This is a genomic window from Thermococcus atlanticus (genome assembly GCF_054657855.1).
This window is the reverse complement of sequence record NZ_BAAHXX010000001.1, coordinates 540461-556418: the sequence shown is the minus strand read 5'-3', so window position 1 is coordinate 556418 and position 15958 is coordinate 540461. Positions and strand designations below refer to the sequence as shown.

At 51.7% G+C, this 15958-nt stretch carries 4 protein-coding genes; 1 reads left to right on the top strand and 3 read right to left on the bottom strand.

Features of this window, described 5'->3' with window-relative positions:
• The first annotated feature begins 42 nt into the window (after positions 1–42).
• Positions 43–1206, top strand: a complete 1164-nt coding sequence (locus ACYQ27_RS02895; protein WP_460040969.1) for a hypothetical protein — start codon at positions 43–45, stop codon at positions 1204–1206.
• 137 nt (positions 1207–1343) lie between these two features.
• Here the strand turns inward: ACYQ27_RS02895 and ACYQ27_RS02890 are convergent, their stop codons facing one another.
• From ACYQ27_RS02890 to ACYQ27_RS02880, 3 genes are all read right to left on the bottom strand, one after another.
• Positions 1344–1667 (bottom strand): hypothetical protein, encoded by a 324-nt coding sequence (locus ACYQ27_RS02890; protein WP_460040968.1) that lies wholly within the window; start codon positions 1665–1667, stop codon positions 1344–1346.
• A 47-nt stretch (positions 1668–1714) separates the two neighbouring features.
• A complete protein-coding gene (ppcA, locus tag ACYQ27_RS02885; protein ID WP_460040967.1) occupies positions 1715–3145 on the bottom strand; it encodes a phosphoenolpyruvate carboxylase in 1431 nt (476 codons plus the stop codon).
• Between the two features lie 113 nt (positions 3146–3258).
• Positions 3259–15681 carry a PKD domain-containing protein gene (locus ACYQ27_RS02880; RefSeq protein ID WP_460040966.1) on the bottom strand — a complete coding sequence of 4141 codons (12423 nt, stop codon included), beginning with the start codon at positions 15679–15681 and terminating at the stop codon, positions 3259–3261.
• Between the last annotated feature and the right edge of the window lie 277 nt (positions 15682–15958).

Here is a 15958-nt window from a genome sequence, read left to right as displayed (position 1 = left end):
TGTTCTGCAAATTTTTTAAACTGAGAGTGCATAATTAGATTTATGAACAACAGCCTGATAAAAACAATAAAAAGTTATGAACCTCTTCCCTCTTATCTCCTTGCTGTTGTAATAAGCATAGAGATTATGTTAGTCTTCCTAAAACTTGGATCATTTCAGGATTTTAACATTGAGGATTTAAGGTACCTTTTAAGCGCATTATCTCAAATAGAAGGAACGATTATGGCTATTTATGTGACTATCACTCTCGTAGCTATTCAACTTACTCCAAAGGAGTATTTTGAAGTTGTATTTGAAGATTTCCGTTCTAAGCGTGAGTTCTGGGCAGTTATTATTTCATATGCTGCCTCGATTATATTTACACTTTTAATGCTTCAAAATGTTAGTTTTATTGTCGAAAGAAACACCTCCAGAAACTTTAGCTGGCCATTCTTAATTTGTATCTTTTGGGGGATATTTAATCTTGTAATTCTTCCGCTTTTTTTATGGAATTCCTTCCTAATGCTAAACCTCAAAAGAAGTGTTATATATAACCTTCTCAGAAGTATTATGAACCCTAGAGAAAGAAAGAAGCTTTTTAACATTGCGTATAACGCTATTCAAATACCAACGGTGCAGACTACAACGTATATCTTAAGCGAAATCTGGATCTATATGATATCCGATTTCTTGGAGAAGCTAAAGGAGCTAAAAGACAATGTCAAAAATGCTGTCAGACCACACCTGACAGAAAAAGATAGCCAAAAGGTTAAGGAGGATATAAGATTTATCAGAGACATAGCTTCCAACTTAAAAGCCATTGCATTAAAAACCATTGATCAAGCTAAGTCAGGAAAGATAACTACAAACAATGCGTTGTGGGTGCTTAATATTATATCCGGTATATTTGAAGCCTTGTTGAGTGCACTTGTTGTATTGTTAGAATTGTTAGATTTCATTAATTCTGTCCCAGACGTTAGAAAAGATCTTGAACAAACATTAAGTAAGTGTATCTCAGAGTTAGAGTCAATAATGGAAGAGCTCAAAAAGAGTCCCAAAGAGATAAGAGAAGTAGAACTGCGGAGATTCGTTAATTCTGTGCCATACAACTTCAGTAACAAATTAGAAAAAATGGGTCATGATGACATCGCAAAGCGGGTCATAAAATTAAAAAATATGGCAGGAGAAGATAAACCCAAAGACTCTGTTAATGCCATTAACTTATAGCTCTTAGATCAAAACTCATCTTGCGTTTAACCCTACCTCACACGTTCCATCCCTCTTGGATATGGTCTTCTATCCAGGGAAATATCGCACAAATCTTTCCTTCTATGGAAGGCAATATTTGTAAGTTTCCATGGGTCTCAGAGAAACAGGATGGCTATGAGGACGACCGCGAAGATGAGCGGGCCAAGGAGGAAGAGAGCCACCAAAGACTCCTCGCTGGGTTTTTCCGGTCCAACTTTCTGGACGAGCCATAGACCAGAAGGAAAGCCCGTGATGAGGCCGAGGAGCCACCCAAAAGGCTCACCAAGGTGCCATTTAAGGTAGTTTATCGCGCCCATAGCGGTGAATAAAAGAAAAACGCCCAGCGACGCTTTCACTATGCTCTTCTGTCGCCCAGTCAAAATAAACAATCCCGCCCACGCGAGGGTGAATGAAAAGCCCAGTATGAACTCCGCGAGCATTAATGCTCACCGTATGCTTTTCCGGTGTGAGGCTATTAAAACCTAACTCAGCCCAGAAACCCCCTCAAGCCCGCTGCCTCCACTATTAAGCCCTCATCAAACTCCCCTCTCAGGATCCTCGTGGTTATCGCCCCGTACTCCCCGACGGGCTCGACTCCAAGCTCCCTTTGAAGGCCGGCTATGGGCTTTAGGAACCTGAACTTCTCCACCGCTCCCGGGTTGAAGTAGCGGAGGGCAAACTCGATATCCCTGTAAAGGCCTTTATAATACTCGCTAATCTGGTCTAATTCACTTTCACTCAAAGCACTCAGTCCAAGGAGCTCAGGCGGGACTCCAAGGGAGTAGAGGGATGCGGTGAACTTTATGGCCCTGGGTAAAGCCATGCCGTTGACCTCCCTTGAGTACCCAAAAAGGCCGATGTGGAGCTTTCTTCTCCTCCTTGAGGGGACGTATTTCGCCACCTCCCTTATAAACGGCGCCAGAGCCCTGAGCTCCGCTGAATAGGCCCTCTCATATTTTGGAAGGAGTTCAAACATCTCCTCCCCTATTGCCTCCGCTTTTCCCCTCTTCGAGGATTTTATCTTCTCCACGGCCTTTATGACATCTTTTGGGGTGTTGTCATACTTAAATGAGCTCTGGACTGTGAATGTCTGGGCGCCTGCATACTCCTCCAGAACCCCTTTAACGTTCCCCGGTGTGAAGTGCCCCCTGAAGGGAGCGCCCCCAACCCCGATTATGGGATATATCTCAACCCCCATCTCCTCTTCGAGCTCCCGGAGCTTGAATAAAGCGTATTTGTCATAAAGGACTGCACTTATCAGACCGTAGTTCATTGCAGGGTCGCTCCTGGCCAGGAAAACGCGCTGGTGTTCAATGTCCTTTCCCGTCATGTACTCCTCAAGGATTTCGTGGGCGTTTAGGATGGCCTCCTTCGTCTCGAATAGGGGAATCACGCTTATCTCTCTGGGGAAAAACTCCCCTATCCATTCGTATATCTTTACGTCGTGGACCCTCTTGTATTGCTTTCCAGCGATGTAGCGCCTGTAGAGCTCATAAACCCGCTCGATCTCCTCGGAGGAAGTGGTCATGGGCAGAATGACCTCAAATATCGGGATTACCTCTTCACCGTAGAATATCTTGGCATAATCGGCTGAACGCGGGATGCTCTCCAGCGTCTCCAGAAGAAGCTTTGCCTCTGTCTTTTCAACACTCGGGTTTGGAACTCTCGGCGTCAGTCTAAACTCCTTCCCCAGCCTGCGTTCCTTAAAAAAGTAGCCGTACCTCTCAAAGAGCTTTTTGATGACGAACTCATCCACCTCTTTGCCCTCAAAGTCCCACATCTGCTCCTCTATTCCGAGGACGCTGAAGGCATAAAAGGCCTCCGTTACCTCATCCTCCCCACCGAGGGTGGGCTCCTGGGCAAAGAAGGGAATAAACACGTTGTCAGGATGTTGGGTGCTCATCGTTCTTGGTATCATTTAACCCGCTTAATACTGAGTTAGCTGGCATGATTTAAGTTTTTTGGATAAATTTTTGAACAAATGACAGCACATTGTTAGAGGATGAAAACCGTGGCAAAAAATAAAGGGGCTTAAAGCCCCAGGAGGTCTTTAAGTCGCTTTACAGCCTCTTTTTCAAGCAGGTAAGCTCTTCTAACTTTTATTATGTTTGGAATCCTGCTTCCAAGGGTCCATATCCTGAGAACCTCAGCCACGTCCTTTGCCCGCCATCCTGCCACAATCAGCATCTCAGCCTCCTCGTGAATCATCATTATCGCCGCCAGGCTCTCGTTGTCGACCTCAAGCTCCCTCGCCCTTGCAATGAGTTCCTCATATTCGGTTCTGTAATAGAGGTACCTGAATGTCCATACCTGAGCCACCATCGTGAGCTTTCTGAACGCCCCTTCCCTTGACACCACCGTCACGTTCCTGGGAGCCCCTGCTGCGGATATCTCAAGCACAATAAGCGCCATATCTGTGCCGCCCTCTCCATCGCTCACGACCAGCGTAACCGTGTAGTTGCCCTCTGCCGTGTATACGTGCGAGACCGTCGGTGATGAAGACGTTAAAGCCGTCCCGTCACCGAAGTCCCATGAATAGGTGAGGGAATCGTTGCCGGGGTCTGTGCTCAGGGATGCATCGAAGAGGAGTGTGGAATTGACGCTCACGTTGCCCCTGACCTCGAAGTAAGCTGACGGGGGCAGGTTGGTCACCTCCACCCTGATCTGCCTTGAGGTCGAGTAGTTGCCCATAAGCAGCTCGGCCACAATTTTGTTGTCAAAGAGCCTCGCAGGCAGGGCCAGGCTTATCTCTTCAGTCCCGTTTATCGTCACGTTCCTCTCCAGCACCTCTTCAATTCCGCTTATCCTTAGCATATAGGTTCCGGGGGTTCCGGTTATCACAAGCGTCAGGTTAATTTTCTCCGCCTCAGTGTATCTCTCCCTGTCAGTTGTCATTGAAGTTATCAGCGCCCCCGTGGTCTGGAGGCTCTGGCTCCCCGAGGCTATAACCGTCGAGTTAAGGCCGCGGTAGAACGCATAGACCAGCGTGTACGTCCCCACGTTCGGAACGGTGATGTCAGTGGTTACGTCTACGCGGTTGTCCCCTGCCGTGAGGTTGAGGGGCTGCGAGTAGTAGTCAACGAGCGACGTCTCCCTGTAGAGCCACACCACAACTTTGCCGACGACGTCCTCCTCCGCATGCACCAGGGCGGAGAAGCTAACGTTCTCACCGGGCTCAAAGAGCTGCTTCTCCAGCTCAAAGGAGAGTATCTTCGCGCCGGGTGAAACGACATCAAACTCCCTCGTAAGGGTCTCGTTGCCGTAGGAGTAGTATATCCTGTAGGTGCCACTCTCAACGTCCGGAACCCTGAAGCTGACGGTCGCGTTCTTCGTCACGTTCACAACCGTCGCGTTGTTGAAGACCGCAAGGCTAACCTGAACCGGCTTCGTGGATGTTATGTATATGGTCATCTCGTCCCCGACGTGGTAGCGCTCCTTGTCGGTTATCAGGGTTACCACGGCATCCTTTTCCTTTATCTGGATGAGCCTTGAGTCTATGTGAATCAGCCTGCCCGTGCTCAGCGCGACCTGATAGAAGACCCTTGGACATGCCGGGAACGTGAAGTTCAGCATTTCCATCCCCGTTCCGAGCTCAAAGTCCTCGGCCGTGCTGAATGCCCCGCAGGAGAGTGTGACGTTGCCCCTAAGCGTAACGTTCTCATGGTTTGTCAGCGTTAGGGTCATGGTAACGTTCTCATCCTCGTAGTACCATTCCCTATCCGTGCTCAGCGCGACGCTCAGGTTAACCCCCCTGAGGTAGAACCTCTTTTCTACGGTAACATTTCCGAGAACTGCCTTTAAGCTGAGTCCCATGCTGGGCAAGTCCTCCGGCAGCTCAAAGGTGATGTTGTAAATCTTCTCCCCGTTGAGTCCTATCCTCAGGGGCATCTCTTCCCTGTGTATCCCCGGGACTTCAACAACCAGCAGTGACTCCTCCCCCGCAGTCCCGGTGTTCCTCACCCTAACGGTGGCGTTGAGGGTCTCCCCGATTCTGTACTCATCCTTAACCCCCCCAATGCTGAGCGATATCACCGGCTCGGCTCTTACCTCCAGAATCCTCTCCAGGACTCTCCTGCCGTCCCTCTCGATCTCCGCCCTTATGCTGTAGTTCCCCCTGCGAAGCTCGCCAACCGGGAAGCTTAGGAGTCTCCACGAACTTGCAGGCACTGTGAGGTTGGTGACGTTCGAGATAAGCCGGGATTCAAGTTTCAGCGTTCCGAAGAAGTCAAGGGGAGCGTGGTTGCTTACGTTCAGCGTTAAGTTTTGCCCATCGAACGAATGGGTTATCGATAGCCTCTCCCCGATGACCTCCACCCGGAAGCTCCCGCTGCCGAATTTGGTTTCGTAGGTGTACGTGTAGTTTCCTTCCGTTAGCTCAAGGGGCAGCGTCATGTTTATCTCGGCTCTGGCAGGAACCGATACGTCCATCGAGGAGCTCCAGTTCCCCCGCCTGAATGTGAGCGTAAAGTGCGAGTCGAGTATCCCCGAGTTCCTGACCGTGAAGGGAACCTCAACGAGACCGGGAACCGCGGTTATATTGCTGAACCTCAGCTCGACCCTCTCGCCCATCCTCACATCCTTCTCCAGGGTCACGTTAAGGTCTCCGGATATCCTCGCGATAATCCTCATGTCATCCGTTGTCCTAAGCTCCCTTGCAATGATCACAGAATCGCCCGGCATAACCGTGATGTTTCTGCTTCCCTCAAACTCCACAGAGAGCTCAAGCGGCACCTCCCCAGTGTTGGTTATCCTCAGGGTGGCATTGAACGGCTCATCGTATCCCACGACATCAGGGGCATCAAGGGTAACCTCTCCCTCCGGCTCCACAACGCTTATACTTATACTTTTGGACTCTCCGTTTACCGTCAGCGTTGTGTTGAAGCTCTCCTCTGCCCTCACTGTGAAACTCAGATGAACCTCTTCCGCCGCCCCAACGGAGACGTTTCCTCTGTAAAGCTCATTTCCGAGGGAGAGGACATAACTAACCGTATCGTCGAGTGAAGCATCGTTCCTTATCGTCACGTCAAGCGTGACGTTCTCCCCTCTCTTGTACAGGCGTTTGGGCGTGGTGAGGTCAAAGGAGATGGCGTGCTCATAGGTCTTCACCCTCAGAAGCTTCTCATCGAGCACCTGCTTTCCGAGCATCAGCTTAAAAGCATACACGTGTTCTCCCGGCTTCTCGATATCGATGCTCAGCTCGTTCCTGCCAGGGACAACCGGGAACTCAAAGCTCTCCTTTGAGTACACGGCAAAGAGGGCTCCTCCGAACAGAACTCCCTCCCCCGAGGACTCGACAGACGACACCGGCAGTTTAATGACGTCCCAGCTGCTCCCATCGAAGACAGACACCACATTCCCGTAGCTGTAGGTGACGAAGAGCAGCCCTCCTGACCTCGCCATGTCGCTTATGTAGTCCCCGGTAAGACCGTCTGTTGAGTTGTAGACCTCGGCCGTTCCCGAGCTTCTGTCGTAGTGCCACAGGGCGTATTCTCCCCCCTGCTGGAACGCCACCCACACCTCATCGTCGTATGCCCTGACGAGCGACGCGGTTTCTCCCTCAAGATAAGGCTCGTAGGTTCCGGAGGTTACGTTGTATATGCCCGCCCCTCCGTTCCATGCGATCCAGACTTCGTCCCCGCTGACCCACACATCGTTTATCCCGTTTCCATTGAAATCATAGACCGCAAAGCTTCCTGAGGTCGTGTTCAGAACGACGAGTCCGTTCGATGTTCCGACATAGAGCATCTCCCCCCTGCCCGCCATGCTCGTGGGGCTCCTCTCATAGCTGAACGGCGAGTTGGAGGAGTCATACAGGGTAACTGTGCCGCTGGATGGGTCATATTCAGCGATGCCCGACCACGTCGCGACGAACAGCCTGCCCCCTGCATAAGCTATGCTACCACCCCAGGCCAGCTTGTCGCTGATGACATCCTCCCATGAACCGTTCTCCATGTCATAGATGGATATTCCATTTTCCGTGAGGAGGTATGCCTTTCCATCATGGTAGGCTATGTCAATGACGGTTCCCCTCGGCCCAAATCTGTGGAGCTCACCGCCGACCATCAGCCCGTAGCTCGATGCATACACTCCATCCTCTATCTCAACCAGGTTTCCCCAGAAGGTGTCTCCTGAATAGTCAAGGAGCGTCCCGTTCGACGGGAAGTACCTGCTCGCCGTTACGTCACCCCACGGCGGGTAGATGAACCACACCGAAATGTTATCGTGCTCGATGTTTGCTATCCTCCATGCGGGCACCTCAACGCATTCCCCTCCCATGACGCAGGCAAACGTCCCTGAATCGCTTCCACCACCGACCCAGACCTGATCCCCGAAGACCTCAACGGCATCTATGTGCGTCATGCCAAACGTCTCTGGTGAGTATTTCTCCCATCCGTTTCCTATCTTCCAGAGGTTTGCCCCGATGGCCCACAGGTCGCTCCCGTTGACCTTCAGCATCGTTATGTAATCCGACTCCAGCGGGCTGTTCGTTGAGTTATACACCCTGATAACGCTCATGTTCCCCGGGTCTATTACAACAATCCCCGCATTGTCCGTCCCGACCCAGAGGGAGCCGTTGTAGTATGCCATGGTGAATATGTTCACCTGCTCCTCGCCCCAGAAGCTCGTAACGTATGCCGGGAAGCCCTCTATGCCTGAGGTGTTGTATGTCCTCCACACATGGCTCTCCTTGTCGAACTGGAGTATTCTGTTAGACGATGCCACCCATATTTTCTCCCCGCTACTCGCTATCGGCACCGAACCTCCTTCATAGCCACCCTCTACCACGGTTCCATTGGGATATCCAAAGAGCTCCATGCTTCCGTCACTGTAGTGGCCGAGGTGCGTGGAAAATGCAACCCAGATTCCTCCATCCATCTCAATTCCGAGTATCCTCGTGGGATAAGCATCAATGCTGGCGTTTCCTGTTATCCTCAGCGTCCCGTTGGTGTTGCCGGACACGTTGACGATAAGCGGGATGCTGCCAATGAATGCATGTCTCGGAATTTCAACGTAAAGCTCGCCCCAGAGCCCCTCGATGTGTATCAGCTTGGTGACAGTGAATCTCTCCCCGGTGCTCCTCTCGACCATCCTGAGGGTGAGGGTGTAGTTGCCGAGTGCAACCCTTGGAATCTCAGCCGTGATGCTGCTCCTCCCGCCGGCCGGGAGTGTAAGGGTGCCCGCCTTGAGGAGGAAGGAGTTCCCCTCCATGTCCTCCATGGCCAGCACGTAGTCGAGAACGGCATCCGCTCCGCTTCCGCTGGTGAGCTCCACCGTCAGCGTATCGCCAACGGCAAAGCTCGTTCCGCTCACAGTGGCGTTTATTCTGAAGCCGCTTACGGAGATCCTGAAGCTCTCTGAGAACCTCCGTCCGCTGTTGCCATCTAAAGCACTCAAAATGACGTCATGCTCCCCTTTTGTGAGCGGGGGCAGTGTGAATGTGTAGTCCACGCTGCCGCCCTTTGGCACTGCAACCGCTCCATTCACCTGCACCCCTGAGACGCTCAGAGTCATGGTGAGGTTGAGCTCGATACCGCCGGTGTTTATGAGCCTCACGGGCAGGTTCTCATTGGGTTCGAGGTCGGTCTTGAGGGGTATCACCTCAAGCCCGGCACCCCTAACGGTTATCTCGAAAGTCCTTGTGAGGTAAAGGTTCGTGAACCTGTCATGGATCAAAACGCGCAGCTCATAGGGCCCGTCCGGCAGCCAGTTCGGTATCTCCAGCGTTACAGTTCTTGATGTTCCTGAGGCCACGGTGATGTTCAGGGAGCCGGAGTAGGAGGACAGGCGGTACTGAATCTCAAGGTCGGCTGTTGTCCCCCCGGTGTTGTTGATTTTGAGTTCAATGTCCTCATCCACATCGTAGCTTTCCTTTGCGATGGAGACGTTCAGTTCAAGCCCCCTGACCGTGATGTTCTTTGTATAAACCCCTCCGTAGTAGAGCACGAGGGTATAGCTGCCGCTCGAAAGGCTCCTCGGTATGGGGAAGGTCACGTTTTTGCTTTCGAGCTTCCCTATTTCAATCCATCTCTCGCCGAGGTACCACTCGGAATGACCCTTTCTGAGAACGCCCGTTATCCTCAGATTCCTGTAGCCCCCACCGCTGTTCCTTATCTCGGCTGTGATGTTGTCGCCCGCTGAATAAACGTCGCCGGCAACGCTGACGCTCAGGTTGGGGCCGATTACGTGGAGGTAGTCCCAGTAGGTTGAGGAGGAAAGCTTTCCACGCGTCTCCACGAGGAAAACGTACTCTCCCGTGGGCAGATTGGGAACCTCAAACGTGACGTTCAGGCTCTCGCCGGGTGCGAGCGATACGCTGTAGTTCCGTGCCCCCATGTCGCTTCCCCAGAGAGAGTACCTGAGGGAGAGGGTTACGCTGGCTGTGTCGGACATTCCTCCATCGTTCCTCAGGGTTACGGTGATGTTGTCCAGGGCGTATGCCCGGGCCGGATGAACGGCGACTATTTTCATCCCCATGAGGTTCAGTGGCCTCACCACAGATTCCGTTCTGTTGGCTGTGAGATCCGTGAAGTTCAGGACTATGAGGGCTCCAGGGGTCATGTTGTCCGGTATCCTCACGCTTACCGTTGAGTTCTCTCCGGGGTTCAGCGGGAATCCAAACGTGCTAACAGCCACAGCCCTGTCGTTCTTAACTATCGAGATGTTCCCCCTGATGTTTGCGGGGATGCCACCTCTGTTCTCAAGCACTGCATAGGCCTCATCCCCCGCAGAGTACGGCCCTTCATGGATCCTCCCCCTTACGTCCGATTCGAGAACCCTGAAATATTCACTCTTCTCTATGCTCCCCTTATTCTTCCATGCCCTAATGGATATCCTGTAGGTTCCCGGCTGGATGAGAGGCACGCGGACGGTGAGGTTAACGGTTCTGTTCCCTTTCGGAGGCAGGTGAACGGGAGTGGTTGATGTGTAGTTTATCGAGGGGATATCGACCGTGAGGTTGAAGTCTTCATCGAGGAAGCCCGGGTTGATGAGGCTGACGAGCAGCGTCAAATTGCTGAAAACCCTGCCGGAGAACCTTACCTCCGGAATCACTCTGACATTCCTCACAAGCCGGGCCGAGCCTGAGGATACGAGCCAGTTTCCATCGTAGAGCTCATAGAATACCGAGTACTTTCCGAAGATGTCCTCCCTGAGGGGTATGCGCACTTCTGCCTCCCAGTTGGTGAAGTTCAGGTTGAATCTGTCCCATCTATCCTCAAATCTGCCATTCCAGCTGTAGACCTCTCTGATGAGAAGCCTCGGTTCGGCCATTGAGACGTTGTTCGTTATCCTCGCATTTATTGTGATGCCCAGAGGGGCGGTGAATTCGGAGCTCAGTTCCACAGTTGGTACGCTCCTGTAAATGGAGAGGGTGTCTCTCGGGAGCATCAATGAACCAAGGAGCTTTCCATATCTGTCTGCAAGCTCAACGACCATGTAATGATAGCCGGGAGAGGCGTTTTGGGGCATCTTCAGCTTTATTGGAATGGTAATCGTCGAGCTCCTTGGAATTGTGGTGATGTTTGAGATGCTGGCGATAACATTCCTGTCCTCGTACAGACGGACGGCAAGCAGTAGCTCCCAGTCCAGATCATTGCTGTTCGTTACGGTAACGTTTATGTTCATGGTCTCGTTCGGTGCGTAGTGGGATTTATCTGCCTTTGCCGTGATGTGCACGTTTGGATAGATTACATGAACACCCTTCTCAGCCTTGAGGAACGCGTCGTAGAAATTCCCGCCTCCTTCATAGGGAGACTTTGACGTGTATAGGCCGAAGTAATATGTCAGACCTCCGAAATCCTTTTCAGCATCGATGTATGGATACACCTCGAACGTGTATTTCCTGTATTCACCGGGAGCTACGCTAACGTTCTTGACCTCAAGCACGTGCCAGCCGTTTATGTGGTGGCCGATTCCAAGCCCTCCGCTCAGGGTTTTATCGGCCTTGTTTATTATATGAACCGTGAAGCGGGCTTTCTCCCCGAAGGGAACCCTCTCCCTATCCGAGGTTACCCAGAACAGATATTTGTTTCCGCCCCTGTAGTTGAAGAGGGCGTCGTTGTCGGTGTAAGCGTTAATCGAGATTCCTTTGACATCGTAGGCAGTGTATATCTCCCTGCCGGCTGAGAGGAGGGAGTAATCGACCGTCCATATGCCGTGGATCACGGAGCCGAAGTCCCTGCTGGAAACCTCAAGCACGACCGTTTTGCTCTCTCCCGGAGCCAGGGACTCATTGACCTCTATCCCTGACCTCATCTCCCCCTGCGGGGTAAGTATCATGAATTTAATCCCGTCAGCGGCAACATCCGTCGGGTTTGTGACGTTTATGGGAATCAGGTAGGTGTCATTTCTGAAGCCCCATCCCCACCAGCTTTTCTTTGTGCCCACCTCGTAGACGTCTCCGTTGAACTCCATGTATCTGATGGCGTCCCTCAGAATGTTTACTATGAACCCTGAGGGGCGATCCTGACTCTTCCAGTCGGAGTAAAGCGTCGTCGCAAATACATAGCCCTTCCCGTAGCGATACATCAGCATGGCCGGGAAGTCGTTCTTCGTCCTCCTCAGCAGAACCACCGCATCCGGCGGGTATTTCTCAAAGTATCCGTCAACATCCTCGGTTACCACGTTCCACAGAACGCTCGACAGTATCGGGTGATCCTGAGCAGCGTAGAGGGCGTTTCTATGGCACATCTGGTCCTCGGCCCATCCGTAGCCTCCAAGCCCTCCGGGGATTATGGAGAAGTGGCTCCCGTACTGCTGGTCGAATACTATAAGGCTCCCCCCATTCTCAAGGTAAAGCCTGAGCTTTTCCCTGAAGGCAGGGGTATTCATTCCGAACAGCGAACCGCTGGGCAGTATGAGGAACCTCTGGTATCTGGCGAGCTTCACGGGGTCAAAATCACCATAAACAAGCCTGTATGGTATTCTCGCCTCCCTCAATATGTTCTCCATTCCCTGATAGAATCCCTTTGCATACACCGCCACGCTGGGCGCCTTCTCCTCAAGGTCATCGAGGAAGCTTACGTCGGATGAAAGCTTTATGTAGAGCTTTGCCATCTCCGCGGCCACATCTCTATATGTGCTCGCATTTTCGGCGGTCAGTCCGTGGAGAACCGCATGGTAACTGGCGAGTTCAAGGAGGTCTGAGGCCTCGGTTATGTTCTTCTTAAGGCCCTCCCTGAGCAGTGAATACAGGTCTTTTTCCCTCGTGAGCGTTAGCCTCGGAACGTCAAAGTTGTCATCCGGATGGTCCCCTCCCGGGTTCGTCCATCCGGAATCGCTGTCTTCTTCGCCTCCGGGCTGCTTGCCTTCCTTATCCCTGACATCAATGATTATGTCAATATAGGTCTTCGGGTAGTATTTTATGCGTTCTTCCTCGGTCTTCAGGTCCGTGATGAGCGTTATGGTTTCAAGGTAGTGACCCGGTGGGAGGCCGGAGGATGTTACCCTGAGCGTGAAGACGGAATTCGGGCCCACCGTACTGGGGTACTCAAGATTAAGGCCTTTAATCATAGTTGCCCCGCGTTCTACCCGTATCTCCACGGTTCTGTTTGCAAGATTTTTAATCCGGAGCTCCCTGGAACCGCTTTCTCCCTCGGTGTAGGATATCCATATTTCCCCGTAAGGTATGGGTTTGAGGAGCTTCTTTTTCTCTATGCTGTATGAATACCATATGTATGCCGTTTCCCTCATTATCTTTATTCCCTCGAACGCCTGCATTCTGATGAGCACGGTGACGGGAACTTCAACGGTTCCTCCGAGGGACTTGATTTTTTCGGGAATGTACTTCGGGTCTATCTCGAATTTCACGCGCTGGCACTGTTTGGCGTCGGAGGCACGAATGATGCCTTTCTCCGTCTTTGTCCTTATGCCGTATCTCATCAGGGCTGCCCGCTGATCAGGGAGTATCTCCCACTTCACCCGCGTGTATGCCCTCAGACCATTTTCAGATACAACGCAAACGGCAAAAGGCGACACCGAGATGGATTTCCTTAAATCCTCGATGAAGATGAACGGATTAAGGGGGCGGATCTCGACATCGGGTGCGGGACAGTGTCTCAGGCTGTTGTTAAATCCAAGGAACCACTTTATGAGGCTCTTCACTATGTCCCCGATAACGTAAGTTACAGTGCTCATTCCGGCGTTTGCCAGGAGGGAAAGACCAAAACTCAGGCCCCCGGTAACTGCGGAAAGCCCGATTGATATCGTGAGAACAACCATAACACCGTCCACCGAGACCTCCACAATCTGTTCCTGTATGACGCTGCCGCACTGGCATGGATGCAGCTCAAGGCATTTAGCCACGGCCTTCACGGTCGCTATCACAGCACTCACCAGGACGGAAACTGCACCCGTTACCCTCTCCGCAAGCTTTTCTCCAAGTCTTGCAACGAATCCCAGCTTTTCAAAAAGATTCATTGTGGCGTCCTGCACAACCGCGGTTATCCAGTCCAAGAACGACAGACCGCCCCTTATGCCGCTGCTTATCATATACCCCATTGCACCGGTTTCAGGGTCAACAATGTAGTAGCCGGTTCCGTTCCATCCGTTTATCAGGACGTTGCTTCCGGGGACATAGACCTCGTAGCCCTGGCTCACATACTCGCGGATTCTGTCCCTGTCCTCCTGGCTTATACTGAGCATCGGAATGATGGAGTCGGCGTTCGTTGAATTTACGCGGTATATCGGAATTCCGCTCTCGTATGCGAGCCTGAATATTGTCGCGGTTGAAATCGCCGGTGCATTGAAGTACTCCCTCAGAACCTCCGCCTCAAGCTCCGAGCCCCTCACACCCGTTGCCAGCATGAAAGTCCTTTCCTTCGCCGGATCCCCATCCATGGCAATCGGCATATAGAGATCCTTCTGAACATCCACGAACATCCCCAGCAGCTGAAGCCTGCCATTCTTAACCCTGTATGATGTCCCGATGACGGCAACTGAAGGAACTCTGAGCCAGCGTATTCCAAGGCGGGAAGCGACCCTATCGGCGTATTCATCGAGCCTGCTCCAGTATCTCAGACCTGCGAGGTTGAGCATCTCCCCGAGAATTTCGTCGGTTGTTATGTTGGTGAATCCGTTTTTCAGCATGAAGCCCGTAATCCTTAGCCTGTTTGCCCTGTAGCTTAAGAACTGCTGGGTAACCCTGAAGGAGTTGACGCTGATTGCATAATAGCCCCCGAGGGTAACCACCGTGCTCCCGTTGTAGAGGGTGGTGTTTCCGAAGACCATGGCCACCGTGAGGTTTGTTTTGACGCCGAGATGGGAGGTTCTGCCGAATGAAACCGGAACCCCATCGACCATCAGCACAGGGGTTATGTTCACGGAATCCACGGGTATCTCAGAGATGCTTTCATACCTTTCAAGCTCTGAGGCATCTTCCTCGGTCGATGGCAGCCAGCTCAGCGTCACCCTCTTCGTGCTGATGTTGCTCAGGGAAAGCAGTGCCCTCATGCTGTATCCCTCAAGGTTCACCTCAATCCTGTACCTGAACTCCTCCGGAATCTGTGAGAACTCTCCAACAACGTTCCTCACCCTGAATGGGAGCTCCCCAAAGCCCTCATGACTTTCGATTATCTCCCATGTTCCGAACACTGCTTTCTCATACTCCGAGAGCCCCTTGAGGGTTCTGTAGATGCTCTGATTCGAGGTGTTGCCTATGTACTTCACGCCGATTTCCCTGACTATCCTTCCGGCAATGTCCTCCATGCGGTCTCCTGAGAGGGCAGGGGATGCTTCAATGCTTTCCTTCAGGAAGAAGCTGTCCCCATAACTTACCGAGCTGTTAAGAACATCTCCGGCGAATTCGTTCCCCAGAGAGGTGAGGTTCAGCTCCGGGGGCTTGTATTCATACTCCTTAAAAGAGGGGTCAAGCGGAACCCATTTCCCATCGAGATAAGCTTCAACCCAGAAATGCTCGATGATATATCCACCGGATGTTTTTTCATAGGGTATCATTCCGGTCCTGAGAACCCGCTCCACATCATCCGTCCCGAACCATCTCTGCAGCTGCTCTCCGGAGAGGATTATGTTTCCCCGCACGTATCTCGCGGGAATCCCGAGCTGTCGGTATATCTCGATGAGCAGGCTGGCCAGATCAAGGTCGTTGCCGCCCCTCTGGAGGAAAGTCCCCAGAGGCCCCTTCAGGCTTCCATAATACGGCTCGTAGTCAAAGTTGTTGCGTATATACCAGAAGATTTCGACGGGATCGCTTTTGAGGAGTGCTATGAAATCATCAAGGTTGTAGGAGTACTTAAGCTCTATCTCCTTCCTGAGGTCTTCCTCGCTGTATTTTATCTGAGAAATGTAGGCCGGTACTATGTTGGTCTCGTCATCAATCGCCTGCTTTTCCCCGTAGAAAATCGAATGGGGCAGAGATAGGGCAAAGGCCATGGGAAACTGGAACATCAAGAGCGACAGGGCCAGGACAACAAGCTTTTTCGCGAAGGAGCCCGACATACCACTCCCCCCACACCTGCGTATATTCATGACGTTCCATTCATGTTACATGTTGAGGACAAACTCCTAAATATACTTTTCTAAATTCAACATCTTTCCAAGAGTATGTGAAAATCTTTCAGAAATGTCTATTTCTATATAAAAAGAGGTTGGACATATTCCCAAATATGGGGCTAGAGTATGGCACATGTACGTCTTTGAATCCGGGGCTTGGAGATTCCCTATCATTCCCCGGAAAACGTGGGATTTTTCCATTATTATCCGTATGAAGCGGAAA

Bases quoted from the DNA above. Each gene is read 5' to 3' on its own strand.
- ACYQ27_RS02890 (WP_460040968.1), bottom strand. From the start codon at position 1,667: ATGCTCGCGGAGTTCATACTGGGCTTTTCATTCACCCTCGCGTGGGCG.
- ACYQ27_RS02895 (WP_460040969.1), top strand. From the start codon at position 43: ATGAACAACAGCCTGATAAAAACAATAAAAAGTTATGAACCTCTTCCC.
- ppcA (WP_460040967.1), bottom strand. From the start codon at position 3,145: ATGATACCAAGAACGATGAGCACCCAACATCCTGACAACGTGTTTATT.
- ACYQ27_RS02880 (WP_460040966.1), bottom strand. From the start codon at position 15,681: ATGTCGGGCTCCTTCGCGAAAAAGCTTGTTGTCCTGGCCCTGTCGCTC.